The 26,756-nt window shown below is 71.2% G+C and carries 22 protein-coding genes; 8 read left to right on the top strand and 14 right to left on the bottom strand.

Translation table 11 applies throughout. From position 1 onward, the window contains the following. Positions 1 to 30 precede the first annotated feature (30 nt). The 4 genes from nikE to QRX60_RS37820 are packed head-to-tail and all read right to left on the bottom strand — an operon-like array spanning position 31 to position 5,437. Positions 31 to 1,683, bottom strand: a complete 1,653-nt coding sequence (gene nikE, locus QRX60_RS37835) for a nickel ABC transporter ATP-binding protein NikE (RefSeq protein ID WP_285996253.1) — start codon at positions 1,681 to 1,683, stop codon at positions 31 to 33. Next, positions 1,680 to 2,576, bottom strand: coding sequence for an ABC transporter permease (locus QRX60_RS37830; RefSeq protein ID WP_285996252.1), 897 nt, complete (start codon positions 2,574 to 2,576; stop codon positions 1,680 to 1,682). Before QRX60_RS37830 ends, nikE begins: the two co-directional genes overlap by 4 nt. Next, entirely contained in the window at positions 2,573 to 3,598 is a 1,026-nt protein-coding gene (locus QRX60_RS37825; protein WP_285996251.1) for an ABC transporter permease, read from the bottom strand. Before QRX60_RS37825 ends, QRX60_RS37830 begins: the two co-directional genes overlap by 4 nt. A gap of 6 nt (positions 3,599 to 3,604) precedes the next feature. Further along, the gene (locus QRX60_RS37820) at positions 3,605 to 5,437 is read right to left on the bottom strand and encodes an ABC transporter substrate-binding protein (protein WP_285996250.1); all 1,833 of its coding nucleotides are present in this window, start codon (positions 5,435 to 5,437) and stop codon (positions 3,605 to 3,607) included. Between the two features lie 169 nt (positions 5,438 to 5,606). Between QRX60_RS37820 and QRX60_RS37815 the strand changes: the two genes are divergently transcribed. Beyond that, positions 5,607 to 6,434, top strand: coding sequence for a M55 family metallopeptidase (locus QRX60_RS37815; RefSeq protein WP_285996249.1), 828 nt, complete (start codon positions 5,607 to 5,609; stop codon positions 6,432 to 6,434). Further along, positions 6,427 to 7,725, top strand: coding sequence for a M20/M25/M40 family metallo-hydrolase (locus tag QRX60_RS37810; RefSeq protein ID WP_285996248.1), 1,299 nt, complete (start codon positions 6,427 to 6,429; stop codon positions 7,723 to 7,725). Before QRX60_RS37815 ends, QRX60_RS37810 begins: the two co-directional genes overlap by 8 nt. On the opposite strand, the gene QRX60_RS37805 is transcribed toward QRX60_RS37810, so the two are convergent. From QRX60_RS37805 to QRX60_RS37795, 3 genes are read right to left on the bottom strand one after another with little or no spacing between them, the layout of a single operon-like run. After that, positions 7,722 to 7,994: a hypothetical protein gene (locus QRX60_RS37805; protein ID WP_285996247.1), complete on the bottom strand. Its 273-nt coding sequence runs from the start codon at positions 7,992 to 7,994 to the stop codon at positions 7,722 to 7,724. The two genes, QRX60_RS37810 and QRX60_RS37805, sit on opposite strands and share 4 nt — an antisense overlap. Before the next feature lie 31 nt (positions 7,995 to 8,025). Continuing rightward, positions 8,026 to 8,664: a class I SAM-dependent methyltransferase gene (locus tag QRX60_RS37800; RefSeq protein WP_285996246.1), complete on the bottom strand. Its 639-nt coding sequence runs from the start codon at positions 8,662 to 8,664 to the stop codon at positions 8,026 to 8,028. A 41-nt stretch (positions 8,665 to 8,705) separates the two neighbouring features. Beyond that, the gene (locus tag QRX60_RS37795; RefSeq protein ID WP_285996245.1) at positions 8,706 to 10,334 is read right to left on the bottom strand and encodes a tannase/feruloyl esterase family alpha/beta hydrolase; all 1,629 of its coding nucleotides are present in this window, start codon (positions 10,332 to 10,334) and stop codon (positions 8,706 to 8,708) included. Positions 10,335 to 10,484: 150 nt separating this feature from the next. On the opposite strand from QRX60_RS37795, the gene QRX60_RS37790 reads away from it, so the two are divergent. Together QRX60_RS37790 and QRX60_RS37785 are read left to right on the top strand one after the other, a co-directional pair. Beyond that, positions 10,485 to 14,795 carry a GH92 family glycosyl hydrolase gene (locus QRX60_RS37790; RefSeq protein ID WP_286003782.1) on the top strand — a complete coding sequence of 1,437 codons (4,311 nt, stop codon included), beginning with the start codon at positions 10,485 to 10,487 and terminating at the stop codon, positions 14,793 to 14,795. A gap of 82 nt (positions 14,796 to 14,877) precedes the next feature. After that, positions 14,878 to 15,414: a YciI family protein gene (locus QRX60_RS37785; protein ID WP_285996244.1), complete on the top strand. Its 537-nt coding sequence runs from the start codon at positions 14,878 to 14,880 to the stop codon at positions 15,412 to 15,414. A gap of 52 nt (positions 15,415 to 15,466) precedes the next feature. Here the strand turns inward: QRX60_RS37785 and QRX60_RS37780 are convergent, their stop codons facing one another. Further along, positions 15,467 to 16,222: an alpha/beta fold hydrolase gene (locus tag QRX60_RS37780; RefSeq protein WP_285996243.1), complete on the bottom strand. Its 756-nt coding sequence runs from the start codon at positions 16,220 to 16,222 to the stop codon at positions 15,467 to 15,469. A gap of 57 nt (positions 16,223 to 16,279) precedes the next feature. Here QRX60_RS37780 and QRX60_RS37775 point away from each other — a divergent pair, with 57 nt between their 5' ends. Both QRX60_RS37775 and QRX60_RS37770 read left to right on the top strand, forming a co-directional pair. After that, positions 16,280 to 19,405 carry a GH92 family glycosyl hydrolase gene (locus QRX60_RS37775; RefSeq protein ID WP_285996242.1) on the top strand — a complete coding sequence of 1,042 codons (3,126 nt, stop codon included), beginning with the start codon at positions 16,280 to 16,282 and terminating at the stop codon, positions 19,403 to 19,405. After that, positions 19,402 to 21,492 (top strand): FUSC family protein, encoded by a 2,091-nt coding sequence (locus QRX60_RS37770; protein WP_286003781.1) that lies wholly within the window; start codon positions 19,402 to 19,404, stop codon positions 21,490 to 21,492. Before QRX60_RS37775 ends, QRX60_RS37770 begins: the two co-directional genes overlap by 4 nt. 53 nt (positions 21,493 to 21,545) lie before the next feature. On the opposite strand, the gene QRX60_RS37765 is transcribed toward QRX60_RS37770, so the two are convergent. From QRX60_RS37765 to QRX60_RS37750, 4 genes are all read right to left on the bottom strand, one after another. After that, positions 21,546 to 22,175 carry a DUF4360 domain-containing protein gene (locus QRX60_RS37765; RefSeq protein ID WP_285996241.1) on the bottom strand — a complete coding sequence of 210 codons (630 nt, stop codon included), beginning with the start codon at positions 22,173 to 22,175 and terminating at the stop codon, positions 21,546 to 21,548. A gap of 242 nt (positions 22,176 to 22,417) precedes the next feature. Then, a complete protein-coding gene (locus tag QRX60_RS37760; protein ID WP_285996240.1) occupies positions 22,418 to 23,272 on the bottom strand; it encodes a TIGR03560 family F420-dependent LLM class oxidoreductase in 855 nt (284 codons plus the stop codon). A gap of 2 nt (positions 23,273 to 23,274) precedes the next feature. After that, a complete protein-coding gene (locus QRX60_RS37755) occupies positions 23,275 to 23,640 on the bottom strand; it encodes a VOC family protein (RefSeq protein WP_285996239.1) in 366 nt (121 codons plus the stop codon). Further along, positions 23,637 to 24,041, bottom strand: a complete 405-nt coding sequence (locus QRX60_RS37750; RefSeq protein ID WP_285996238.1) for a nuclear transport factor 2 family protein — start codon at positions 24,039 to 24,041, stop codon at positions 23,637 to 23,639. Before QRX60_RS37750 ends, QRX60_RS37755 begins: the two co-directional genes overlap by 4 nt. A gap of 97 nt (positions 24,042 to 24,138) precedes the next feature. On the opposite strand from QRX60_RS37750, the gene QRX60_RS37745 reads away from it, so the two are divergent. Together QRX60_RS37745 and QRX60_RS37740 are read left to right on the top strand one after the other, a co-directional pair. Then, a complete protein-coding gene (locus QRX60_RS37745; RefSeq protein WP_285996237.1) occupies positions 24,139 to 24,570 on the top strand; it encodes a MarR family winged helix-turn-helix transcriptional regulator in 432 nt (143 codons plus the stop codon). 98 nt (positions 24,571 to 24,668) lie between these two features. Then, positions 24,669 to 25,649 (top strand): malate dehydrogenase, encoded by a 981-nt coding sequence (locus tag QRX60_RS37740; protein WP_285996236.1) that lies wholly within the window; start codon positions 24,669 to 24,671, stop codon positions 25,647 to 25,649. Positions 25,650 to 25,706: 57 nt separating this feature from the next. Here the strand turns inward: QRX60_RS37740 and QRX60_RS37735 are convergent, their stop codons facing one another. Continuing rightward, positions 25,707 to 26,288, bottom strand: coding sequence for a dihydrofolate reductase family protein (locus QRX60_RS37735; RefSeq protein WP_285996235.1), 582 nt, complete (start codon positions 26,286 to 26,288; stop codon positions 25,707 to 25,709). Then, a complete protein-coding gene (locus tag QRX60_RS37730; protein ID WP_285996234.1) occupies positions 26,285 to 26,755 on the bottom strand; it encodes an SRPBCC family protein in 471 nt (156 codons plus the stop codon). The genes QRX60_RS37735 and QRX60_RS37730 overlap by 4 nt, the downstream gene beginning before the upstream one ends. Between the last annotated feature and the right edge of the window lies 1 nt (position 26,756).

Below are 26,756 nucleotides of genomic sequence, written 5' to 3'. Positions count from 1 at the left end.
CAGTGTCGGGTTTTCGGCGCACGGCCCGGGTCAGGTCCCGACGGTGCGGCGCTGGGCGGTGCCGCCGGGCAGGGCGGCCAGCAGGGACTTCGTGTACTCGTGCTGCGGGTCGAGCAGGACCTGTTCCACCGTCCCGGTTTCGACGAGCTCGCCGCGGTACATCACCGCGACGCGGTCGGCGATGTTCCAGGCCAGGCCCAGGTCGTGGGTGATCACCAGAGCGGCGAGGCCGAGCTCGCGGCGCAGCCGCAGCAGCAGCGCGAGGATCTCGCCGCGGACGGACGCGTCGAGCGACGCGACCGGCTCGTCGGCCACGACCACCGACGGTTCGAGCGCGAGCGCGCCGGCGATGACGACGCGCTGGCGCTGGCCTCCGGAGAGCTGGTGCGGGAGCCGGTCGGCGTACTTCTCCGCCGGCCGCAGCTCCGCGGCCTCCAGGGCCCGGTGCACGACCGCGCGCTCGTCGGCCAGCTTGTGGATCCGGGGACCTTCGGCGACGGCCTCGTAGACCGTGTGGGCCGGGTTCAGCGCGCTGGTGGGATCCTGCAGGACCAGCTGGACCTGCCGGCGGTAGGCCTTGAGGCCGGCACCGCCGGACGGGACCGGTTTCCCGGCGTAGCGGACCACGCCGGAGTCGGGTTTCTGCAGGCCCAGCAGGGTGCGGGCGAGGGTCGTCTTGCCGGAGCCGGACTGGCCGACCAGGGCGACGATCTCGTCGCGGGCGATGGCGAGGTCGACGCCGGCGACGGCGTTGATGCGCTTGCCGGTGCGGTCGCGGAACGACACGCGCAGGTTCTCCGCGGCCAGCAGGGGCTCGCCGCCCGGGACGCGGTCCTCGGGCTCGGGCGGCAGCGGGGTGGTGGTGGCCGGGGCGAAGCGCGACACCGGGTCGCCGACGGTCGGGAACGCGGCCGCGAGCGCCCGGGTGTGCTCGTGCTTCGGCGCGCCCATCACCTCGGCGCTGGGGCCCTCTTCGACGATCCGCCCGTCGTACATCACGGCGATCCGCCGGCAGGTCGCGGCGAGCACGGACAGGTCGTGGCTGATCATGACCAGGCCGATGTTCTGCTCGGCGACCAGCCGCGAGAGCAGGTCGAGCACCTGAGCCTGGACGATGACGTCGAGGGCGGTGGTGGGCTCGTCGGCGATGATCAGCCGGGGCGAGCAGGCCAGCGCCATGGCGATCATGACGCGCTGCTTCTGCCCGCCCGAGAGCTCGTGCGGGTAGGCACCGGCCCGGCTCGGGGGCAGGTCGACCTGGGTGAGCAGCTCGGCGACGCGGGCGTCGACCTCGGCGTCGGAGGGTGCCTTGCCGCCGGCCGGGTGCAGCCGCAGCGGCTCGGCGATCTGGTCGCCGATCTTGCGGACCGGGTTGAGGGCGTGCATCGCACCCTGGAACACCACGGACGCCTCGGCCCAGCGGACCGCGCGCAGGCGGCCCCACTTCATGGCCGTGACGTCCTCGCCGTCGAGGAGGATCTCGCCGGTGATCTCCGCCGTGCGCGGCAGCAGGCGCAGGACGCTCATCGCGACCGTGGACTTGCCCGACCCGGACTCGCCGGCGATGCCGAGGGTGCCGCCGGGGTCGAGGGTGAGGTCGACCCCGCGGACGGCGGGGATGTCCTGCTCGCCCACCCGGTAGGTGACGGCGAGGTCCTTGAGCTGCAGCAGCGGCGGGGTCACTTCTTCAACCTCGGGTTGAGCACGGTCTCCAGTCCCCGGCCGACCAGGGTGAAGAAGAGGACGACGAGGACGATCGCGATGCCCGGCGGGAGCACGTTCCACCACGCGCCGCGGCTGATGGCGCCGTTGTTGAGCGCGCTCTCCAGCACCAGGCCCCAGGTGACGGAGTTCGGGTCGCCGACACCGAGGAACGACAGCGTCGCGTCGGCGATGACGGCGTTGCCGACCACCAGCGTGGTGTTGGCGAGCACGAGCGGCATGACGCCGGGCAGGACGTGCCGGCCGATGACGTGCAGGTGGCCGCCGCCGAGGGCACGGGACCGCTCGATGTAGGGACGGCTCTCGATGGTGAGCGTCTGCGCCCGGACGAGCCGGGCGGTGCTGGGCCAGGCGGTGAGGCCGATCGCGATGATGATCGTGCCGACACCCTTGGGCAGCACCGCCGAGAGCGCGATCGCGAGGATCAGCGACGGCAGGACCAGGAAGAAGTCGGTGAACCGCAGCAGCGTCGCCGACACCCAGCCGCCGAAGTGCGCGGCGGTGATGCCGATGAGCGTGCCGATGATGACCGACAGCAGCGCCGCGGAGAAACCGACGAGCAGGGAGATCCGGCTGCCCCAGACCGTCATGAGCAGCACCGAGCGGCCGAAGTTGTCGGTGCCGAGCCAGAACTCGCCGGTGGGCGGGCTGAGCGGCTCGCCGGTGGCCTTGGTGACGTCGAGGCCGCTCTGGTCGCTGATCAGGGGCAGCAGCAGCGCGACGACGACGGTGGCGCCGAGCAGGACCAGCCCGACGAGCGCGGCGCGTTGCGCGGCGAACTCGTGCCAGGTCCGGGCGATCGAGGCCCGCCGCCGGCTCCACGCGATCTGCCGCGGCGTTTCGGCGGTGGTCATGACGTACGCACCCTCGGGTCGAGCACGCGGTAGAGCAGCTCCGCGAGCAGGTTCATCAGCACCACGGCGCTCGCCAGCACGGTGAACACGCCCTGCAGCACCGGCAGGTCGGGGCCGTGCAGCGCGTCGTAGGTCAGCTGGCCGAGTCCGGGCCAGCTGAACACGGCTTCGACGGTGACGGCGCCGGCGACGACCGCGCCGAACTGCATGAACACCAGGGTGGTGGTCGGCAGCAGGGCGTTGGGGACGGCGTGGCGGCGGCGCACGAGGTCGTCGCGCAGGCCCTTGGCGCGGGCGGTGGTGAGGTAGTCGGCGTTCATCTCCCCCAGCAGCGACGACCGCATGATCAGCATGTACTGGGCGTAGAACACCGCCAGCAGCGTCACGCACGGCAGCACCAGGTGGTGCAGGACGTCGATCGTCTGGGAGAGGACGTCGGGCGCGGCGTCCGGGGAGTGCATGCCGCGGCTGGGGAACAGGCCGTCGGTGACCACGAGCAGCATCAGGCCGAGCCAGAACTGCGGGACCGACCAGAGGGTCAGCGCGATCCCGGTCTGGGCGCGGTCGAAGAAGCTGTCGCGGCGCCAGGCGGCGCGGATGCCCAGCCACAGGCCGATGATCACGGCCAGGACGGTGGCGCTGCCGACGAGCAGGATGGTCGGCCAGAGCCGCTCGCCGATCATGTCGGCGACCGGGCGGCCGTTGTTGAGCAGCCGGGACTCGCCGAGGTCGCCGTGCAGCAGGTTCCAGAAGTACTGGCCGAACTGGACGAAGACGGGCTTGTCGACACCCATCTTCTCGCGCAGCTCGGCGATCTGCTGGGGGCTGGTGACGCGGTCGCGGGTCATCGCCGCGACCGGGTCGCCCGGCAGCATGCGGAACAGGAAGAAGAACAGCACGACCACCAGCACGACGCTGATGATCGCTTCGAGGACCTTCTGGAGCACGAACCGGGCGGTGCCGGTCCCGCTGCGGTGCTCATCGGGGTCGATGAGCACCGCAGCCTGGTCGGGCATGGTCATCTGCTGCTACTCGCGATCTTCCGCCGACTTGCCGCGGCGGCTGAACGCGATCCCGCCGCCGACGAGGACCACCACGACGACCGCGCCGATGACGATCCAGAGCACGGTGTTGCCCGAGCCGGAGTCCGCCGCGGCCTCGGTGCCGGCCGGGGTGGCGCCGTAGACGCCCCAGTAGCCGGTCTGCTCGAGGATCGCGCCCTTGGGCTGCGGCTGGGTGGTGAAGCCGGAGAACTTGTCGGAGCGGTAGGCCTCGAGCGCGTTCTGGTAGTCGAGCACGATCGTCGGGAACTGGCTGTAGAGCCGGGCCTGGGCCTGCTTGACGTAGCCGGCGCGCTTCGCGTCGTCGGTCTCGGTCAGCTGCTTCTTGTAGAGGTCGTCGTACTGGGGGTCGCAGAAGAACGTGTCGGTGCTGCCGCCCTTGCCGTCCGGGCTGGGCCGCGCGGCGCAGGTGTGCAGCGACAGCGCGTAGTCCGGGTCGGGGTTGGTGCCGTAGCCGCCGATGGCGAGGTCGTACTTGCCGACGGCGGTGCGGTCGGACAGCTCGTCGTCGGAGACCAGGTCCTGCTTGACGGTGATGCCGATGTCCTTGAGCCAGCCGGAGACGTACTGGGCGACGCCCTGGTCGTAGCTGCGGTTGGCGTGGCCGGTCAGGCGCAGCTCGAGCTTCGCGCCACCGGGGGCGGTGCGGACGCCGTCCGGGCCCTTTTTGTAGCCGGCCTGGTCGAGCGTGGCGTTGGCGGCGGCGAGGTCGAACTTGACCTTCTCGGTGTCGCTCGGGTCCCAGTGGTACTCGGCGTAGACCGGGGGCACGACCCCGCCGCCGACCTGGCCGAGGCCCTTGAGCACCTTGTCCACCAGCGCCTGGGTGTCGACGGCCTGCGTGATGGCCTTGCGGACGTTGATGTCCTTGAGGACCGGGTTGCCGTCACCGATGGGGTTGTTGGCGTTGTCGGTGACGCCGAAGTTGATCGAGAGCTCGTCGTAGCGGCGGCCGGGCGCGGCGTTGGTGGTGATCCCCTGCTGGCCCTGCAGCGCGGCGAACTGGTTGGGGTTGAGCCGGTTGATGACGTCGACTTCGCCCTGCTTGAGCGCGTTGACCGCGGCCTCGGTGTCCTTGAACTGCAGCAGCTGCAGTTCGTCGACCTTCGGGGCGCCGCGCCAGTAGTCCTTGTTGGCCGCGAGCTTGACGTACTCGTTCTGCTTGTACTCGGTGATCTTGTACGGGCCGTCGGAGACCCCGACGACGGACAGGTCGTCGGTCTTGGCGTCCTTGAGGTCCTTGATCCCCTCCCAGATGTGCTGCGGCACGATCGGGACGTCGAGCAGGTTCATGTTGACCTGCACGGCCTTGGTCTTGATGACGAGGGTGGTGTCGTCCGGCGCGGTGACCGTCTCGAAGTTGGCCACGTAGTTGCCGTTGGCGGTGCGGGCGTTCTCGTCGGTGAGCATGCGGTTGAAGGTGAACGCCGCGTCCTTGGCGGTCACCGGCTGCCCGTCGCTCCACTTGACGCCGCTGCGGATCTTGAACGTCCACGTCAGCTTGTCGGGTGACGGGGTCCAGGACTCGGCGAGGGCGGGCGAGGCCTCGGCCTTCGCCGCGTCCGGCACGGTCAGGAACTCGTAGGCGAAGCGGCCGACCTGCGTGGAGGCGGCGAGCACGGCGGTGAACGGGTTCAGGTGGTCGATGCCGGTGGTCAGCGCGACCCGCAGCACCTTGCCCTGCTGGGCCTGGGCGGGCACGGCGAGCGGGATCGCCGCCAGCGTCGCGGCCGCGACGACCGCGCCCACGCGGCCGAACCGCCCGATTCTGCGTTGGAAATGCACCAAAAACCACCCCATCGTTCTCGCTGTGAGCCTCCCCAAGGACGAGAAGTAACCACATACCCGGACAACCGCGCAATATGTTGCCGCCTCGGCAGGTGTCCGATCGTTATCGATCGGCTTCGGTGACGCACCGTGATCGGGGATCCGTGCCCGGAGCCCGGGCGGCCTGGTTAGAGTGCCGGGCATGCGCATCATGATCTCGGCGGACATGGAAGGCGCCACCGGCGTCACCTGGACCGACGACGTCGTGCCCGGATCGCCGCAGTGGGACCGCTTCCGGCGGCTGTTCACCGGCGACGTCAACGCCGTGCTGGCCGGGCTGTACGAGGCCGGGGCCAGTGACGTGCTGGTCAACGAGGCGCATTCGTCGCAGCGGAACCTGCTGCTGGAGGACCTCGACCCGCGGGCGCGGATGCTCACCGGGCGGCACAAGCCGCTGTCGATGATGCAGGGCGTCGATTCCGGTGTGGACGGTGTGGTGTTCCTGGGTTACCACGCCGGCGCCGGGTTCGACGGGGTGCTGTCCCACACCTACCTGGAGAACCAGATCACCGGGGTGTGGCTGGACGACGTCCCGGCGAGCGAGGGCCGGCTGAACGCGGCGATGGCCGCGGAGTACGGCGTCCCTGTCCTGCTCGTTTCGGGTGACGACAAAACGTGTGACGACGCCCGCGATTACGCTCCGGAGGCGGAGCTGGTCCAGGTGAAGGAGTGCGTGAGCCGGTACGCGGCGATCTGCCTGCCGCCGGCGCGCACCGCGGACCTGCTGACCGGCGCGGCGGCCGACGCGATGGCGCGGGCCGGCCGGGAGGAGCGGCAGGTGGGGTCGCACCGGATCGAGGTGGAGTTCGACGCGAGCCACCTGGCGCAGGCGACGGCGGTGATCCCGACGGTGGAGCAGATCGGCACCCGGCGGGTCGGCTTCGACGCGGTGAACATGACCGAGGCGATGAAGGCGTTCAAGGTCGTCACGGCGATCGCGGCGGGGGCGGTGCAGGGCATCTATGGCTGACGTCGTCGAGCTGTGCGCGGACCTGATCCGGTTCGACACGACCAACCGCGGCGGGAACGACGCCGAGCCCGAACGCCCGGCCGCGGAGTACGTGGCCGCGTTCCTGGACGGCCTGGGCATCCCGGCGCGGATCCTGGAAGCCGCGCCCGGCCGGGCGAGTGTCGTCGCCCGCGTCCCCGGCACCGATCCGTCGCTGCCCGCGCTGCTGGTGCAGGGGCACCTCGACGTCGTGCCGGCCGACGCCGCGGACTGGTCGGTGCCGCCGTTCTCCGGCGAGGTCCGCGACGGGTACCTGTGGGGCCGCGGCGCGACCGACATGAAGGACTTCGTGGCGATGGTGCTCGCCGCGCTGGCCGGCGGGGTGCGGCCCCGGCGTGAGCTGGTGCTGGCGTTCGTCGCCGACGAGGAGGACCGCGGCGACTGGGGCGCGCACTGGCTCGTCGCGTCGCATCCGGAGCTGTTCGAAGGCTGCGAGGCCGCCATCAGCGAGTCGGGCGGCTACACCTACCACGTGCCGGCGGCCGACGGCCGCGACGTGCACCTCTACCCGGTCGGGACGGCCGAGCGCGGGACGGCGCACCTCCGCCTGACGGCCCGGGGCCGGGCCGGGCACGGGTCGCGGCCCAACGACGAGAACGCCGTCACCCGGTTGGTGGGCGCGCTGAACCGGGTCGCCGCGCACCGCTGGCCGGTGACGCTGACCCCGGCGGTGCGGGCGTTCCTGGAGCGGACGGGGGACGCGCTCGGGGTGCCGGTCGATCTGTCCTCTTCGGACGGGGTGGACGCGGCGGTGGCGGCGCTGGGCCCGGCGGGCGGGCTGGTGGTGCCGACGGTCCGCAACAGCACGACCCCGACGATGCTGGACGCCGGGTACAAGGTGAACGTGATCCCGTCGACGGCCACCGCGCAGGTGGACGTGCGGGTGCTGCCGGGCACCGAGGGCGACCTGTTCGCCGCGCTGGACGAGCTGCTCGGCGAGGGCGTGACGCGGGAGTTCGTGGCGCACCAGCCGCCGGTGCAGGCCCCGGTCGACTCGCCGTGGTTCTCGGCGATGGCCGCCGCGTTGCGGGCCGAGGACCCGGAGGCCGTGGTGGTGCCGTACTGCCTGGGTGGCGGCACGGACGCGAAGGCGTTCGCCCAGCTGGGGATCGCCAACTACGGGTTCGCGCCGCTGTGGCTGCCGAAGGGCTTCCCGTACCGCGCGATGGCGCACGGGGTGGACGAGCGGGTGCCGGTGGAGGGCCTGCACTTCGGGACGCGGGTGCTGTCCCGGTTCCTGGCGGACTGCTAGACCTGCGACTCGGCGCCGACCTCGGCGACGGCCCAGACGACGCACCGCACCCCGGGCTGTTCGGTGAACCCCTTGGCGAGCATGTCGTCGTGGTAGCGGCGGGCGCTGGCTTCGTCGGCGTAGACCTGGATCATGTGGCCGTCGAGGGTCCAGGTGCCGTGCACGAAGCCCGGCGTGCCGACCTTGCTCGAGGCCATGAGCGGTACCTGGGCGCGCAGCTCGCCGAGCTTTTCCGGCGCGATGTCCCAGACTCCGATGACGGCCCACATGCTCCCTGAGTCGGGGGCGCGGCGGCCGCCGTTACCGGGTGAAGGTGGCCCAGTGGCGCGCGCCGTCGCGGATGCGGTCGAGGGTCACCAGCGTGACGCCGTCCTGGGCCACCGACTCGACCTCCTCGCGGCTGAACGGCCACGGCGGGCTCTGCCAGGTCGCCATGTCGAAGTTCTCCTCCGCGACCTCCGACACGACCAGCGTGCCGCCGGGGGCGAGGAAGCCGGCCAGTGACGTCAGCGCCGCCGGGCGGAATTCGCGGGGCATCGCCTGGATGTTCATGATCTCCACGACCAGGTCGAACGCCTGGTGCCACTCCCCCGGCGGCTTCAGCAGGTCCGCCACCACGTAGTCCACTGTGGACTTCGGGAACCGGGCGCGGGCCGCCTCGACCGCTGTCGGGGCGACGTCGAACCCCGTCACCGTCCAGCCCGCCGACGCCAGCAGTTCCGAGTCGTCGCCCAAAGCGCTGCCCACCACCAGCGCCCGCCGGCCGGCACCGGGAGGCACCCAGGCGGCGAGGTCCGCGTTCGGCGCGCCGCGGGTCCACGGCACTTCGGCCTCGCCGCGGGCGGCGGCCGTGTAGAGCTGGTCGAACCACCGGGTGGGGTCGCCCTCGGCGAGGGAGGCGCGGGACAGGACGCGGTCGGCGGGCTCCGGTGTCGTCATGATCAGGACTTTAGCGACGACGCCGGAGCCGCGTGACCGGTTTACCGGGCGACCGGGCCCGGGATGGCGTACAGCCCGTTGCCTGCCCAGTCGACGACGTCGCGGACCGGGGCGGCCGGTGGCGCCGGGCGGAAGTTGGCCGCGTCGTCGACGCTGCCGCTGCCGTCGTAGACCGCGCGCTGCGGGTAGGGGAACACCGGCCGCGTCCGGGTGACCGTGCCGGCGGCGTCGCGGCCGGTCGCCGTCACCACCGTGGGCGCGGTGCCGCGTTCGACCCAGGCGACCAGCTCGCGCAGCGGGTCGAACTCGGTGAGCGTGGTGCCGCCGCCGCAGTGGTAGAGCGAGGGGACCATGAACAGCCGGACGAAGTTCTGGGTACGGCCGTGGGTGAGCCGCTGGTAGTAGTCGAGGGTGCCGGCCGGCGGGATGGCTTGGTCGGCCCAGCCGTGCCACAGCACGAGCTTGCCGCCGCGGCGCTGGAACGCCGACAGGTCGAGGCTCATCGCGTTGTACCGGACGCCCTCCGGGGTGAGCCGGTCGAACTCGCGCTTGGTGAAGGCGAAGGTGTCGACGGTCGAGGCCGGCGTGCCGATCGGGTAGCCGAGGTAGCGCAGGTAGTTGTCGGCGAGGCTGCGGGCGAAGGAGAGGCCCCCGGTCTCGGGGACGCCGATGATCCACCCGGCCCAGGACAGCTCGGAGCCCCGGAGCTCGCCGCCGGGGTAGAGCAGCGTGCCGTGGGCGTCGGTGGGCGGCGAGTAGAGCCGGCGGGTCGCGGCGACCTGGGCCGGGGTGAGGCACGAGGGGGTGTCCGGGCCGGTGCAGGTCAGGGTCGCCGGGTCGAAGCGGCACGCACGCGGGTCGTCGAGCTGGCCGTCGCCGAGCCCGTCGAGGCGGTCGCAGGCCGCGAGGACGGCGTTGTGGAGGGCGGGCAGCTTCGCGGCGGTGAGGATCGGGCTGCCGTCGGCGGCGGTGTTCGCCCGGGCGAGCCAGGCCTGGAACTCCAGCAGCGGGCTCCAGTAGCCGGCGGGGGCGCCGGCGACGATGCCGTCGAAGTCGGCCGGGTAGCGCTGGGCCAGCTGGAGGCCTTCGCGGCCGCCGTCGGAGCAGCCGGTGAAGTAGGCCTTCTTCGGCAGGGCGCCGTAGAAGGCCTGGATGATCGCCTTCGACGCGCGGGCGACGACGTGGGGTGCGCGGAACTCGAAGTCGTCGCGGGCGGCCTGGTCGTGCGCGCCCCAGCTGCCGTCGTCGACGACGGCGGGGGTCTTGCCGACGTGCCCGTCGTCGGTGGCGGCGACCGCGACGTCGCCACCGTGCGGCAGGTCGCAGTCGGCGAAGGCGGGCGGGTTGATCAGGCCGCAGAAACCACCGCAGCCGTACTGCAGGTAGCGGCCGGCGTAGGTCTTGGTGGGCAGCCGCAGCTCGAAGCGCACGGCGGGCTCGACGTAGCCCTGCACACCGCAGTACTCGGGGTCGGTGCCGGTCGCGGCGACGACGGCCGCCGAGGTGACGTGCGTGGCGGCGCCCGGAAGGGCGAACCCGCGGACCAGGTCGCCGCAGGCGGTGATCGGCCGGACGACGGAGTCCGGGGCGGCGGTGGCGGCCGCCGGCGCGAATCCGGTGGTGGCCAGGGCGAGTGCTGCTGTGGCGGTGATGATCCGAGCGCGTTTCATCTGGTCCCCGTTCCCTCGGTTGTCCAGTTCTGGTCAGGTTTGCCGACCGGTCTTGACATCGATGTCACCCGCGCGTTTGTCTTCCTGGGCGCCGCCGGGTCCCCGCCCGCGCGGTGCCTCGAGTTCATCCCTCCAGAGCTTGGAGCAATGATGCCCCGAAGCGCCAGACCACCGGTCGCCATGATGCTGGCCGCCACCGTGGTCGCCGCCGGCCTGGTCGCCCTCCCCGCGGCCGCCTCCGCCGCCGAGGACGCCCTCCCCGCCGACTTCTCCTCCTCGTTCGAACCGGGTGATCCCCAGCCGACGTGGACCGACACCGTGGACACCGACGCGGCCGGCAAGCCGCGCGCGTTCGGCGTCAACGGCGCGAACGGCACCGCGATCCCCGGCGACATCCGCGGCAAGGTCACCGAGACCAGTGCGAGCAGCGAGAACACCGACGGCGGCGAAGTGGTGTCGAACCTCGTCGACGGCACCACCGACACCAAGTGGCTGTCCTGGGACCCGACCGCGTGGGCGCAGATCACGCTGTCGGAACCCACCTCGATCACGCACTACGCGCTCTCCTCGGCCAACGACTTCGACAACCGCGACCCCAAGGACTGGACGCTGCAGGGCTCGAACGACGCGAGCACCTGGACCGACCTGGACAAGCAGGCGGGTCAGGCGTTCACCGCGCGGTTCCAGCAGAAGGACTACAAGCTGGCCGCGCCGACCGCGGCGTACAAGTACTTCCGGCTGAACATCACGGCCAACAACGGCGGGCCGATCCTGCAGCTGTCGGAGCTGCTGCTGGCCAACGACGACCCGGCGCCGCCGCCGCTGCCGAACATGCGCAGCTTCACCGACTCCGGCCCGACCAGCGGCTACACCAACAAGAACCGCGTCGGCTTCACCGGCATGAAGGCGTTCCGCTACTCCGGCAGCCAGACCGCGACCGGCCACGGCTGGTCGTACAACAAGATCTTCGACGTGAACGTGCCGGTCGTCGCTTCGACCGAGCTGTCGTACAAGGTGCAGCCGCAGTTCATCACCGGCGACCTGAAGTACCCCAGCACCAACGTCGCGATCGACCTGGCCTTCACCGACGGCACCTACCTGCGCAACCTGGGCGCCACCGACCAGTACGGCTTCCCGCTGACCCCGGAGGGCCAGGGCGCCTCGAAGGTGCTCTACGCCAACCAGTGGAACCTGGTGCGCTCGGCGATCGGCCAGGTCGCCAAGGGCAAGACGATCGACCGGATCCTGGTCGGCTACGACAACCCCAACGGCCCGGGTTCGCTGCAGGGCTGGCTGGACGACGTGAAGGTCTCGGCGACCCCGACCCCGCCGTCGAGCACCCGCCCGAGCGACAACGTCGTGACCACCCGCGGCACGATGGCCAACGGGACGTTCTCGCGGGGCAACAACTTCCCGGCCACGGCGGTGCCGCACGGGTTCAACTTCTGGACGCCGGTCACCGACGCCGGGTCGAGCAGCTGGCTCTACAACTACAGCACCCAGAACAACGCGCAGAACCTCCCGCAGCTGCAGGCGTTCAGCGTGAGCCACGAGCCGAGCCCGTGGATGGGTGACCGGGAGGCCTTCCAGGTGATGCCGTCCGCGGCCGCCGGGGTGCCCGACGCCAACCGCGACAAGCGGGCGCTGGCGTTCAAGCACAGCGACGAGGTCGCGCGGGCGCACTACTACGGCGTCCAGTTCCAGAACGGGATCAAGACCGAGATCGCGCCGACCGACCACGCGGCGATGATGAAGTTCTCCTTCCCGGGCGCGGACTCGAGCCTGATCTTCGACAGCGTCAACAACTCGGCCGGGCTCACGCTCGACACCGCGACCGGCACGCTCTCGGGCTACACCGAGACCAACGTGTACGCCGGCGCGGGCCGGATGTTCGTGTATGCGACGTTCGACAAGCCGGTCACCGCGGGCGGCAAGCTCACCGGGCAGGGCCGCGACAACGTCACCGGTTACCTGCGGTTCGACGCCGGCGCCGACAAGACCGTGAAGATGCGGATCGCGACGTCGCTGATCAGCGTCGACCAGGCGAAGAAGAACCTCGCCCAGGAGATCGCCCCGGCCGCGACCTTCGACTCGGTGCGCGACGCCGCGCAGCGGGCCTGGGACGACCAGCTGAAGGTGATCGAGGTCGAGGGCGCGTCGAAGGACCAGCTCACGACGCTCTACTCGAACCTGTACCGGCTCTTCCTGTACCCGAACTCCCAGTTCGAGAACACCGGCACCGCCGGCACGCCCGCGTACAAGTACGCGAGCCCGGTGTCGCCGAAGACCGGTGCGGACACCGCGACCCAGACCGGGTCGAAGGTGGTCGACGGCCAGATGTACGTCAACAACGGGTTCTGGGACACCTACCGCACGACGTGGCCGGCGTACTCGCTGCTCACGCCGGACATGGCCGGGAAGATGGTCGACGGGTTCGTGCAGCAGTACCGCGACGGCGGCTGGATCGCGCGCTGGTCCTCCCCCGGTTACGCGGACCTGATGACCGGCACCAGCTCGGACGTCGCGTTCGCCGATGCCTACCTCAAGGGCGTCAAGAACTTCGACGTCAAGTCGGCCTACGACGCGGCGATCAAGAACGCCACGGTCACCCCGCCGAACTCGGCGGTCGGGCGCAAGGGCCTGGACCAGGGCATCTTCCTCGGCTACACGCCCAACACCGCCAGCGAGGGCTTCTCGTGGGCGATCGAGGGCTACGTCAACGACTTCGGCATCGCCAACCTGTCGAAGAAGCTGGCGGACGAGGCGGCGCCGAACGACCCGCGCAAGGCGGAGTACCAGGAGAACTACGAGTACTTCACCAGCCGCGCCCAGCAGTACGTGAACCTGTTCGACCCGAGCGTCGGGTTCTTCCAGGGCAAGGACGCCACCGGGAAGTTCACCAAGACGAAGGACCAGTACGACCCGCGCTCGTGGGGCGGGGACTACACCGAGACCGACGGCTGGGGCATGGCGTTCACCGTGCCGCAGGACGGCAAGGGCCTCGCGAACCTCTACGGCGGTCAGGCGGGCCTGGCGAACAAGCTGGACCAGTTCTTCGCCGACCAGGAGACCGCCACCTTCCCGGGTTCCTACGGGGGCGTGATCCACGAGATGCGGGAGGCGCGGGACGTGCGGATGGGCCAGTACGGCCACTCCAACCAGCCCTCGCACCACCTGCTCTACATGTACGACTACGCGGGTCAGCCGTCGAAGACGCAGGCGAAGGTCCGTGAGGCGCTGTCGCGGCTCTACAACGGCGCCGAGATCGGCCAGGGCTACGCCGGCGACGAGGACAACGGCGAGATGTCCGCGTGGTACATCTTCAGCGCGCTGGGCTTCTACCCGCTGCAGATGGGCAGCCCGAACTACGCGATCGGGTCGCCGCTGTTCAAGAAGGCCACGATCCACCTGGCCGGCGGCAAGAACCTGGTGATCAACGCGCCGAAGAACAGCGCGAAGAACGTCTACGTCCAGGGCGTGAAGGTCAACGGCAAGGCGTACTCCTCGACGTCGCTGCCGCAGGACGTCATCGCGCGCGGTGGGGTCATCGACTTCGACATGGGCCCGAACCCCTCCACCTGGGGTACCGGCCCGAACGACGCGCCGAAGTCGATCACCACGGGTGACGCCGTCCCGACGCCGCTGCACGACGAGACCGGCGCGGGCAAGGGCACGCTGTCCACTTCGGATGGTTCCGACGCCGCGGCGCTGATCGACAACACCTCGCGCACCCAGGCCGCCGTCACCGGCGCCCTGCAGTACCAGCTGAACAACACCGACGAGGCCGTCACGCACTACACGCTGACGTCCCAGACCGGTGCGGGCGACCCGAAGAGCTGGACGCTGAAGGGCTCCTACGACGGCAAGACCTGGGCGGTGGCCGACCAGCAGACGAACCAGGCGTTCAGCTGGCGGCAGCAGACCCGCGCGTTCAAGGTGGCCAACCCGGCGCACTACGCCTACTACAAGCTCGAGGTCACCGCGACCAGCACCGGCGCCCCGGCGCAGCTGGCCGAGTTCGAGCTGCTGGGCAAGCCGGACGCCTCCTGCACCCGCACGATCACCGGCGCGTCGTCCGGGCCGCTCACGGTTTCGAGCGGCACGGTGTGCCTGCAGGACGCGACGGTGTCGGGTCCGGTCACCGTGGGCGGTGGCGCCTCGCTGATCGTCCGCGGCGGCGAGATCAAGGGCCCGCTGGCGGCGACGGGTGCCGGCCAGGTGGTGCTCAACCGCACGAAGGTGGACGGCCCGGTGGCGATCACCGGGGCGACCGGGCAGGTGTCGATCGAGCTGACGACCGTCGGCGGGCCGGTCGCGCTGACCGGCAACCACGGGCCGGTGCTCACCTCGAGCACGGTCGGCGGCCCGCTGGCCTGCGCGGCCAACTCGCCGGCACCGACGGACCACGACCTCCCGAACACCGTCCGCGGCCCGGCCGCCGGACAGTGCGTGAAGATCTAGTCCACCGTCAGGTCCGTGAAGGCCTCCTTACCGGCTCTTATGGCCGGTAAGGAGGCCTTCACGGCGTTTCGAGGAGAGCACTATGGAGTTCTTCTGCTACCACCGGGACCGGCCGGGCTCGGCGTCGCTGCGCTCCGAGTTGCTGGAGGAGCACTGGTCCTACATGGACCGGTTCCCGGGCATGATCGCGCGCGGCCCGACGTTCGACGGCGACACTCCGACAGGCAGTGTGCACGTGCTCGACCTGCCGGACCCGGCGGCGGCGCGGGCTTTCGCGTTCGACGAGCCGGGTTACCAGGCGGGCGCGTACCGGGATGTGCTGCTGCGCCGCTGGCGCAACGACCTCGGACGCACGATGGGGGACTTCCCGGGCGGCCGGACCGGCGGGAACCGGTACCTGGTCCTCGGGTTCGGTTCGGGAGAGCCGGCCGAGGTGGCGGGTCCGCGAGAGGAGCTGATCGCGTGCGGCCCGCTGCTCTCGGACAACGGTGTGGCGTGGCTGGGCACAGCGGTGCTGCTGCGAGCCCCGGACGCGGAGGCAGCGCGGGCGGTGCTGACGGCGGAGCGGTACGACGCGATCGAGGTCCACCGCTGGCGGTTCGGCGGCCGCCAGGCCTGAGCCGGCGCGGGGACTGCGAACGCCGCGCGTCACCGGCCCGAGCCCGGTCCGCTCAGAGGCGGCGCAGTCTCGCCAGCGTCGCGCACAGCGCCGGGGCGAAGGCGTCCACGTCGGACTCGAAGCCGTGGTGGCCGCCCGGGAAGCGGGCGTAGCGGCACGCCAGGTGCTCGGCCTGGATCCGGGCCGACTGCTCCAGGCACGTGTCGCGGCTGGCCTCCCCCGCCGCCGTGACCACCGGGATGCCCGTGCGGCGGACCGCGTCGAGGTCCGGGGTGTGCAGCACCACCGCCGGGAACTCGCGGGCCAGGAACAGCGCCGCGGCCGCCGGATCGGGGAAGTCGGCCGTGGTGAGGCCGGCCAGGGCCAGCGCCGCGTCGACACCCTGGCGCTCGTGGGTCGCCCGGACCTGACGGACCAGCGCCAGCCACTTCGGCGCGTCCGGCAGGAGGGGGATCGCCGGGGCTTCGTGGACCACCAGCTCGGTCACCGCGTCGGGCACCTGCGCGGCGAGCTCGAACGCGACCGAGCCGCCCGCGCACTGGCCGAACACCGCCGCCCGCGGGCGCGCCGGGCGGGCCGCACGGATGACGGCGGCCGCGTCCCGGGCCTGCTGGCCGATGTCGAAGTCGGTGCGCGGGTCGCGCCGGTCGTAGGTGAGCACCGCGTAGGTGCCGGCCAGCCGCTGCGCGAGCCCGGCGTACCGGGCCCGGTAGCCGCCGCGGCCGGCGATCAGCAGCAGGAGCGGGCCGTCGCCCCGCAGTTCGTAGCGCAGCTCGGCACCCTCGTGCCGGACGATGTGCGTGCTCACCGGAGACCTCCCCCGCGTCGAGCACACGCTACGCCGTTCGGCCGATACGGTGGGCGCATGCCCGACGCCGTGTTCTCCTCTTCCTTCGAATCCGGTGACCCGCAGCCCGCGGACCCCGCCCTGACGGTCGACAGCGGCCCGGACCGCTCCCCCACGGCCAAGACCGGCGTCGGCTTCACCGGGGCCAAGGCCCTGCGCTACTCGGCCCGCCCGCGCAGCGTCCTGTTCGAACTGGACGCGCCGGTCACCGGGGACACCGAGCTGTCCTATGTGGTCTTCCCGCAGTCCGACGGAGACATCCCCGCCTACCACGCCACCCGGGTCAGCCTCGACGTCGAGTTCGCCGACGGCACCTCGGCCGGGTTCGACCCGGTCGACGACAAGACGCTCTGGGTGGACCAGTGGAACCTCGTGCGCCGCCCGCTCGGGGCGTTCGCCGGCCGCCGGATCAGCCGGATCGTGCTGCGCACCGCGTCCCCGGAAGGCGAGATCACCGGGTGGCTCGACGACGTCCGCGTCGCCGAACGCCCCGAGCGGCCCCGGGACCCGGTCGACTACGTCCGCACGACCCGCGGCTCGCACTCCAGCAGCGACTACTCCCGCGGCAACAACTTCCCGGCGACCGCGGTGCCGCACGGGTTCAACTTCTGGACCCCGGTCACCGACGCCGGCGTCACCAACTGGATCTACTCCTACCACCGCCACAACGACGACCAGAACCGCCCGGCGCTGCAGGCCATCGCCCTGAGCCACCAGCCGAGCCCGTGGATGGGCGACCGGCACACCTTCCACGTCATGCCCGGCACCGGCCCGGTCCAGCGCGACCGCCGCAAGCGCGCCCTGGCCTTCTCCCACGACGACGAGACCGACTCGCCGCACCACTACGGCGTCCGCTTCGCCAACGGCATGACCGTCGACCTCGCACCGACGTCCCACGCCGCGATCCTGCGGTTCACCTTCCCCGAGAAGCACGGCTGGCTGCTCTTCGACAACGCCGCCAACCGCGGCGGCCTCCGCCTGAACGCCGACACCGGCGAGATCAGCGGGTACACGACAGTCCGCAGCCGCCTGTCCGCCGGCGCGCGCCGCATGTTCGTCTACGGCATCACCGACGCCCCGGCCACCCGCGGCGCCAAGGTCCGCCGTCCGCCGTGGCGGCGCGTCTCGGGCTACTTCGAGTTCGACAGCCCCGACGCGACGCTGCGGATCGCGACGTCGCTGATCAGCCTCGCGCAGGCCAAGCGCAACCTCGAGCTGGAGATCCCCGCCGGGACGACGTTCGAGCAGGTGCGCGACCAGGCACGGGAGCTCTGGCAGGAGCAGCTCGGCCGCGTCGAGGTCGAAGGCGCCACCGAGGACCAGCGGACCACGCTCTACTCCAACCTGTACCGGCTGTTCCTCTACCCGAACGTCGCGCACGAGAACACCCCGAAGGGCGTCCGGCACGCCAGCCCGGTGGTGCGCCGGAGGTGGCCGAGCACCCGCCGGCGCACCGGCGCGAAGGTCGTGGACGGCGAAATGTACGTCAACAACGGCTTCTGGGACACCTACCGCACCACCTGGCCCGCCTACGCGCTGCTCACCCCGGTGCAGTGCGGCCGGATGGTCGACGGGTTCGTCCAGCAGTACCGCGAAGGCGGCTGGATCTCCCGCTGGTCCTCACCCGGCTACGCCGACCTGATGACCGGCACCAGCTCCGACGTCGCCTTCGCCGACGTCTACCTCAAGGGCGTCCGCAACTTCGACGTCGAGGCCGCCTACGACGCCGCCCTCAAGAACGCCACCGTCACCCCGCCGCACCGCTCGGTCGGCCGCAAGGGCCTGGACCGGTCGATCTTCCTCGGCTACACCCCGGCGTCGGTCCACGAAGGACTGTCCTGGGCGCTCGAAGGGTGCATCAACGACTTCGGCCTCGCCAACCTCTCCGACGCTCTCGCCCGCGAGAGCGAGGGGCCGCGGGCCCGGATGTACGCGGACTACGCCGCCTACTTCCGTGACCGCGCGAAGCACTACGTCCACCACTTCGACCCGGAGATCGGCTTCTTCCAGGGCCGCCACCGCGACGGCCGCCGCAAGTTCGCCCCCGAGGGCTACGACCCGGCCGCGTGGGGCGGGGACTTCGTCGAGACCAACGCGTGGAACACCGCCTTCACCGCGCCCCACGACGGACCCGGCCTCGCGGCACTGCACGGCGGCAACGCCGGCCTCGAAGCCAAGCTCGACACCTTCTTCGCCACCCCGGAGACCGGCCGCCGCCCCGGCGCGTACGGCGGCCTCATCCACGAGATGACCGAGGCCCGCGACGTCCGCATGGGCCAGTACGGTCACTCCAACCAGCCCTCGCACCACATCCCGTACATCTACGACCTCGCCGGCGCACCCGCGAAGGCCCAGCGCGTCGTGCGTGAAGTGCTGCGGCGGCTCTACCTCGGCAGCGAACTCGGCCAGGGCTACCCCGGCGACGAGGACAACGGCGAAATGTCCGCGTGGTGGGTGTTCAGCGCCCTCGGCTTCTACCCCCTGGCCGTCGGCAGCCCGCGCTACGCGATCGGCTCGCCGCTGTTCGAGAAGGCGACCGTCCACCTGGGCGAGGGCAAGAAGCTCGTCGTCCGCGCCCCCGGCAACACCGACGAGACCGTCTACGTCCGCGGACTCACCGTCGACGGCGAACCCCACGACAAGACGACCATCGCCCACGCCACCCTCGCCGGCGGCGCCGAGCTGGTCTTCGCCATGGCCGCCGAACCGACCGCATGGGGCACGCCACCGCCACCCGCCGAGCACCCGGACCCGGCCACCGACCTCACCGGCACCGCGACCGCCTCCGACGGCACCGGCGTCGACGCGCTCTTCGACGACACCACCCGCACCCAGGTCACCTTCCGCGGCGCCACCCCGGCGATCGAGTTCACCGTCACCGGAGAACCCCGCGAAGTCACGATGTACACGCTCACCTCCGGCACCCGCGGCGGCGACCCCGGTGCGTGGGTCCTCGAAGGCTCCGACGACGGCGAGGACTGGACCACCCTGGACGAACGCACCGACGAGCTGTTCCGCTGGCGCCGCCAGACCCGCCCGTTCGTGCTCGCCACCCCGGCCGCACACCCGCACTACCGGCTGCGGATCACCGCCACCCGCGGCCGCCGCGCCACCCTCGCCCAGTGGGAGCTGCTCGCCCGATGAACCACTACCGCACCGCCGCGCTCGACCGGCTGGCGGCGGCCGACCCCGGCCTCGTCCGGCTGCGGCTGGCCGGGTCCGCGGTCCTCGGCATCGTCCTCGCCGTGGCCGCGCTGCTGCCCACCCACGTCCCGCTCACCGTCATGCTGGTCGGCGCCATCGCCGCGATGATGACGGCGTTCACCGTCAACGACCCGACGCCCGGAGCCCAAGCCGTCACGCTCGTGCTCGCCTTCCTCACCGGAGCCGCGTCGATCACCGTCGCCAGCCTCGGCTCGGCGATGCCGCCGCTGGACAGCGTCGTGTTCGTCCTGCTGATCTTCGTCGCGGTCTACGCCCAGCGCTTCGGCGCCCGCGGCACCGCCCTCGGCTCGATCGGCTTCTTCCTGTTCTTCTTCCCGATGTTCCTGCAGGCCCACCTCGCCCAGGTCCCGCAGCTGCTGATGGCACTCGGCGTCGGCGTCCTCGCCAACGCCGTCGTCCGGTTCGTCCTGCTGCGCCACAACGCCGAGGCCGAGTTCCTCCGGGTCCGCCGCGCCTTCCGCGCCCGCCTCGCCGCGGTCGTCCGCGCCACCGAGGCCCACCTCGCCGTCAACGGCAGCGAACGCACCCGCAAGCAGCTGCGCAGCGCGATCAGCCGCCTCCACGAATGCGTCCTGCTCATCGAGGACGCCGCCCCCGACGTCGTCGACGCCCGCGCCGCCGACCGCCTCCGCCGCCGCGCCATCGAAGTCGAGCTCGCCGTCCAATGGCTGGCCATCACCGTCCAGCGCACCTGCTCCGACGAGCTCACCACCGACGTCCGCGACGACCTCATCGCCCGGCTCGCCCGCTTCCGCGCCCTCATGGAACGCGACCCGCGCGAGCTCCCGCTGATCAGCCAGACCGGCGAGTACAGCCGCATGCTCGTCGAAGGCAGCCGCATCGACGAACACGCCGCCCCCGGCGACGGCGTCCGGAAGGCCCTCGCCGAGCTGGCCCTGGCCGACGACCGCGCCCAGCGCGCCGCCGCACCCGAGTCGGCCCCCGGCCCCCTCGACTCCGGCGACGACGACGACGAGCCGACCCCCGCGTTCGCCTACGACAACCGCACCCGCAGCGCCATCCAGGCCGTCGTCGGCGGCGGCCTGGCCGTGCTCGGCGGCGAACTCGTCTCCCACCAGCGCTGGTACTGGGCCGTCCTCACCGTCTTCGTCGTGTTCATCGGCGCCTCCAGCGCCGGCGCCACCTTCGTCAAGGGCGTCCGCCGCCTCGGCGGCACCCTCATCGGCATCGTCGGCGGTGTCCTGCTCGCCCTCCTGGTCGGCGGCAGCACCCCCGCCACGCTCGCGCTGATCCTGGTGTGCGTCTTCGGGATGGTCTACTCCGCCCGCGTCTCCCAGGTGGTGATGGCCTTCTTCATCACCAGCATGCTCGGCCTGCTCTACAGCCTGCTCGGCACGTTCAGCCTCGAAGTGCTCTGGATCCGCGTCGCCGAAACCGCGGTCGGCGCCGCCGCCGGCATCCTCGCCGCCGTCGTCATCGTCCCCGTCCGCACCCGCTCGGTCATGCTCGACGACATCTCCGCCGTGCTCGACGAGCTGGCGGAGTTCCTCGAGCACGCCCGCGACCTGCTCGCCGGCGAGCAGAACGTCAACATCATCGAGCTCTCCCGCGACCTCGACCGCGCCGTCGAACAGGTCCGGACCACCATCGAGCCGCTGACCCACCCGGTCAACCTGCGCAGCGCCCGCCGCGACTACGGCTGGCACGTGCTCACCACACTGGAGACCATCGCCTTCCGCGCCCGCCACGTCGCCGCCCGCGCCCAGCCCGGGCAGCTCGCCGGCCCGACCGCCGACCGCCTGCGCCAGTTCACCGGACGGCTGCTGGCCAACATCGACGTCCTCCGCAAAGCCCTCGACGCGCCGGGTGGCCCCCCACCCGGCACGCTCGTGCGCGACGACGGCACCCCGGTGAGCGACCGCGTCGAGCAGGCCGAAACCCGGGCCGTCCTCTCCAGCCTCAGCCACCTCGACGAAGCCCTCGTCTCCCTCGCCCGCGTCTTCGGCCTCCAGGCCACCGATCCCCGCGCCCCCGCGAAGAAGTGACCGCCGGGGCGGCGCGGTGCCAAGCCGCGCCGCCCCGGTCCACGCCGCTCCGATCAGGGACAGGTCAACCACGCGAAGTGGTACGTGGTCGTGATGCTGCCGTCGGTCGAGTCCATCGTGACGTAGCTCGTCGTCTTCTTCGGATCCGACGTCCCGGCCGCGGCCCGCAATTCCGTGTTGATGTTCAGATTGCGTTCCTCGCCGCACGGCTTGAACACGATCGCACCGACCTCCGTGGAATCGGTGAAATGCCAGTCGTCCTCGAAAGCACCGGTCAGCGGATGCTGGACGTACGCCGTCGGAGAATTACCCTGGAAATAGTAGTTCGCTCTTTCCAGGCCGGTCGCGCCCCGCTCCAGATGGGCGAACCCGCGATAGTCCGCCTGCGCGATTCCGTAGGTGAACCCCTGCGGCACGTGCACCCGCAGGCCGATCTGGCAGTTCTTCCGGGCGTCCAGCGGGCCCGCGCCGACCCCGACCAACGCCGTGTAGGCGCTGTAGGTCACGGTGAACGCCGTGTTGTCCTGCGACACCGCCACCGCGGACGTGCCGGCCGGGCAGCCCGTGCCATTGGCGTTCACGACGTCGATGACGATTCTGTCGGGCGGCGGAGGAGTGTTCCATGAATGCGGGGTGACCACAGAGGACAGCGCCATCACGGCAGCAACGACCGCAGAAAGCATCGGAATCCTTCCCAATACATTCGAATTGGGTACGGGGGCGCCGACCATGGTAGCGAAAGGATCATGGTCCGAAACCCCGCTGAACGGAGCAACGCGCAGTAGCCGTCCCACCACGCGGTATACCGATAATTTCGAGCCGCCATTCCGGTGACCACGGAGAAATTCGACCGGAAAACGATTTCGCGCCGCCGGACCGCCGCCCGCCGTCCGCGATCACCCCGCGACGTCCGGGCTTGATCGTTTCACTCCGCCAGCAGGCCCGCGACCCGCCCCAGCGTCGCCACCCCGGCCGCCGACCACGGCCCGGCCGTGAGCACCACCGCGTGGTCGATCCCCCACTCCGCGAACCCCGTGCACCGCCGCGCGAACGACTCCGCGGACTCACCGGGCTCCAGCCGCGCGCTGATCGTCTTCTCGATCTCCCCGTACGGCCGTCCGGCGTCCTCGCAGTGACGCGCGAGCACCGACAGCTTGTGGCGCACCGTCTTCCCCCCGTCCGGGACGTCGAACACGTTGCACGCGTCCGCGTACCGCGCGACCAGGCGCAGCGTCTTGCGCTCACCCGCCCCGCCGATCAGCACCCGCGGCCGGCGCACCGGCAGCGGAATCCCGATCGGACGGTCCAGGTGGTAGTGCGCACCCTCGAACGCCGAGTCGTCCCCGGCCCACATCCGCAGCGCCAGCCGGATGGTCTCCTCCATCCGCTCGAAACGCTCGCCCACCGGCGGGAACGGCAGGCCCATCGCCCGCGCCTCGCCGTCGTGGTGCCCGGTGCCGATCCCGAACCGTGCCCGCCCACCGGAGAGGACGTCGAGCGTCGTGACCGCCTTGATCAGCAGCGCGGGCGGCCGGAACGTCACCGCCGAAACCATCGTGCCCAGCCCGATCCGGCTGGTCCGCGCGGCCAGGAACCCCAGCGTCGTGTACGCCTCGAGCATCGCCGAATCCGGCGTGCTGTGCGGGTCGGCCTGCAGCAGGTGGTCGGCCACCCACAGCGTGTCCAGCCCGGCGTCGTCGGCCGCCACCGCGACGGCCGTCAGCTCTTCGGTCGCCTTGTCCGGCCACGAGAAGTCCGTGACCCCGATGCTCAACCGCATGACTACCCCCTCGTGAGCAGTTCCATGTTGTGGCCGTCGGGGTCCTCGAAGTAGACCCCGCGGCCGCCGTTCAGGTCGTTGACCTCGCCCGTCCGCTCGTGGAACGGGTCGGCCCAGTAGGTGATGCCGGCCCGCTCGATCCGCGCCATCGCGGCGTCGAAGTCGTCTTCGCCGACGAGGAACGCGTAGTGCTGGCTCGTCACGCGGTCCACCCGCAGGTAGTCGAGCGTCACCCCGTTCGCCAGCCGGATCGGCACGAACGGGCCGGCGACCGGCTCGGTCCGCAGGCCGAGGATCCCGGCGAGGAACTGCGCCGACTTCTCGCGGTCGGTCACGCACACGATCGTGTGGTCCAGCTCGATGCTCATCGCGCGGCCCCGCCGGACGCGAACGGCGGCGGGCCGCCGATCGGGCTCAGGTGGATGCCGGCCAGGCACCAGCGGTCCTCGGTGCGGACCAGCACGTGCGTGGCGCGGAACCGGCCGTTCACCGGGTTGCCCTGGTGCTCGGCGACCTGGGCGTGCACGCCGATCGCGATGGCGGTCGTGCCGAAGTCGCGGACCTCGACGTCGTCCCAGTCCAGCTTTTCGGTCACCAGCCCACCGGCGCCGTAGCGCGCCAGCCACTGGTCGCGGTCCAGTACGAAGCCGAGCGGGCCGACCAGACGGAAGCCGTCGGCGGCCAGGCCGGCCAGGACTTCGGTGTCCCCACGTTCCTCCGCGGCGGCCCAGACCCGGCCGAACTCGCGGACCTGCTCTTCGGTGCTCATCGCGTTCCCCTTCCGGTTCGACGAGCACAACGTTAGATGTCTAACCATTAGATGTCAAACGCTTAGGTCCCTCAGCTTCTGCGGTAGAGTCCGACCCGTGCCAGCACCCGTCACCACCCCCATCGGGGTCGTCCTCGCCCGCACCGCCAAGACCGCCGGCCGCGCCTTCGACCAGGCGCTCGCCGCCGCCGGCGGCTCCCAGCCCGTCTGGCAGATCCTCATCTCCCTCAAGACCCGGCCCGTCGCCAACCAACGCGAACTCGCCGACGCCGTCGGCATCCAGGGCGCCACCCTCACCCACCACCTCAACGGCATGGAAGCCGCCGGCCTCGTCACCCGCCGCCGCGACCCCGACAACCGCCGCGTCCACCTCGTCACCCTCACCCCCGAAGGCGAACAGCTCTTCCTGCGCCTCGCCTCCGCCGCCATCGCCCACGACGAACGCATGCGAAAAGGCCTGTCCGACGCCGAAATCGCCCAGCTCGCCGACCTCCTCCACCGCCTCGCCGGCAACGTCACCGATACCTGATCGATCCAGCGAGAGTGACTGGACGCACCCGACCGGCGACCACGAGGAGAGATAGGCTCCATGCACTAGCCAAAGTCGTCTCAAGCTGGAGAACCGCAATGACCCAAGCCCCTGTCAACGTGACCGTCACCGGCGCCGCCGGCCAGATCGGCTACGCGCTGCTCTTCCGCATCGCGTCCGGTCAGCTCCTCGGCCAGGACGTCCCGGTGAAGCTGCGGCTCCTCGAGATCCCGCAGGCGGTCAAGGCGGCCGAGGGCACCGCCATGGAGCTCGACGACGGCGCGTTCCCCCTCCTGGCCGGCATCGACATCTTCGACGACCCCAAGCAGGCCTTCGAAGGCACCAACATCGCCCTCCTCGTCGGCGCCCGCCCCCGCAGCAAGGGCATGGAGCGCGGCGACCTCCTCGAGGCCAACGGCGGCATCTTCAAGCCCCAGGGCGAAGCCATCAACGCCGGCGCCGCCGACGACATCAAGGTCCTCGTCGTCGGCAACCCCGCCAACACCAACGCCCTCATCGCCCGCTCGCACGCCCCCGACGTGCCCGCCGACCGCTTCACCGCGATGACCCGCCTCGACCACAACCGCGCCCTCGCCCAGCTCTCCAAGAAGCTCGGCGTACCCGTCACCGAGATCAAGAAGCTCGCCATCTGGGGCAACCACTCCGCCACCCAGTACCCCTCGGTCCAGCACGCCGAGGTCGCCGGCAAGGGCGTCGAGGTCGACCAGGCCTGGCTCGAGAACGACTTCATCCCGACCGTCGCCAAGCGCGGCGCCGCCATCATCGAGGCCCGCGGCCTCTCCTCCGCCGCCTCCGCGGCGTCCGCCGCCATCGACCACGTCTACACCTGGGTCAACGGCACCGCCGAAGGTGACTGGACCTCCGCCGGCGTCGTCTCCGACGGCTCCTACGGCGTCGCCGAAGGCCTCATCTCGTCCTTCCCGGTCACCGCCAAGAACGGCAAGTACGAGATCGTCCAGGGCCTCGAGATCGACGACTTCTCCCGCGCCCGCATCGACGCCTCCGTCGCCGAGCTCGTCGAGGAGCGCGACACCGTGCAGAAGCTCGGCCTCATCTGAGCCCGGCACGAACGCGATCGGGGCCGCCGTCCCGGGTGGACGGCGGCCCCGATCGCGTCAATCGGTCTTCAGCGGCCCGGCGACCTTGTAGGTGCTGAGCAGGACACCGGTCGGGGTCGGCGTCGTCCCGGCGAACTCGAACGCCTGCCCCGGAGTCCCCTCCGCGAAGAGCCGCTTGCCCGTCCCCACCAGCACCGGATAGACGACCAGCACGACCTCGTCCGCGAGCCCGTGTTCCAGCAGCACCGACGTCAGCGTCGAGCTGCCCGTCACGACCAGCCCCGGACCGTCCTCCGCCTTGATGCGCCGGACACCCTCGACGAGGTCCGGGCCGACACCTTCGGCCGGGCCCCAGCCGAGATCGTCCGGACGATGGGTCACGACGTACTTCTTCGCCGCGTTGAGGCGATCCGCCATCGGGATACCGGACACCGTCGGCCAGAACCCCGCGAAGATGTCATAGGTGCGCCGACCGAGCAGCAGATCGAACCGGTCACCGTGCGCGGACAGCATCATCTCCGCGCCGGCCGGAGTCCGGTACGCCCCCGTCCAGTCGCTGTACGGGAAACCGTCCCCGTCGGCGGAGTTCTGGATCACGCCGTCGAGCGACACGTGCTCGATGATCTTGAGAGTTCTCATCCGGCCAGCACCTCGTCCAGTTGGGGCATCGCGGCACGAAGACCCGCTTCCATGCCCGGCGTTGTCTCTTCCATGGCTTCAACACTCGAAAACCGGGTGACGCTGACCATGCGCGACCCCGTCGGTGTCGCCTCGAAGGCGAAGCTCATCGACATCGGCATGTCCCCGTCCTCGGCGTTGGCCTCACCGTCGTCCGCCGCGAACGAGTCGATCGGGCTCACCGCCGTGAACTTCCAGGCCCCGCTCCACTTCTCCCCGCCCGGCAGGGTCAGGAAGTACTCCGCGCGGCCGCCGACCCGGAAGTCGTGGTGCGTGAACGTCGCGGGTGCGGACGGCGGCCCCCAGAAGCGCTCCAGCTGCCGCGGATCAGCCCAGGCCTCCCACAGCCGTCGTTGCGGAACCGGGAAGTCGGCCACCAGCGTCAGGGTCAGCGCTTCCGGATCTTTGGTCACCGAAGTGACGGGCATC

The organism is Amycolatopsis mongoliensis (assembly GCF_030285665.1).
Classification (GTDB): domain Bacteria; phylum Actinomycetota; class Actinomycetes; order Mycobacteriales; family Pseudonocardiaceae; genus Amycolatopsis; species Amycolatopsis mongoliensis.
Note: the sequence above shows the minus strand (reverse complement) of the source record. Positions and strands in the feature narration are given on the sequence as shown.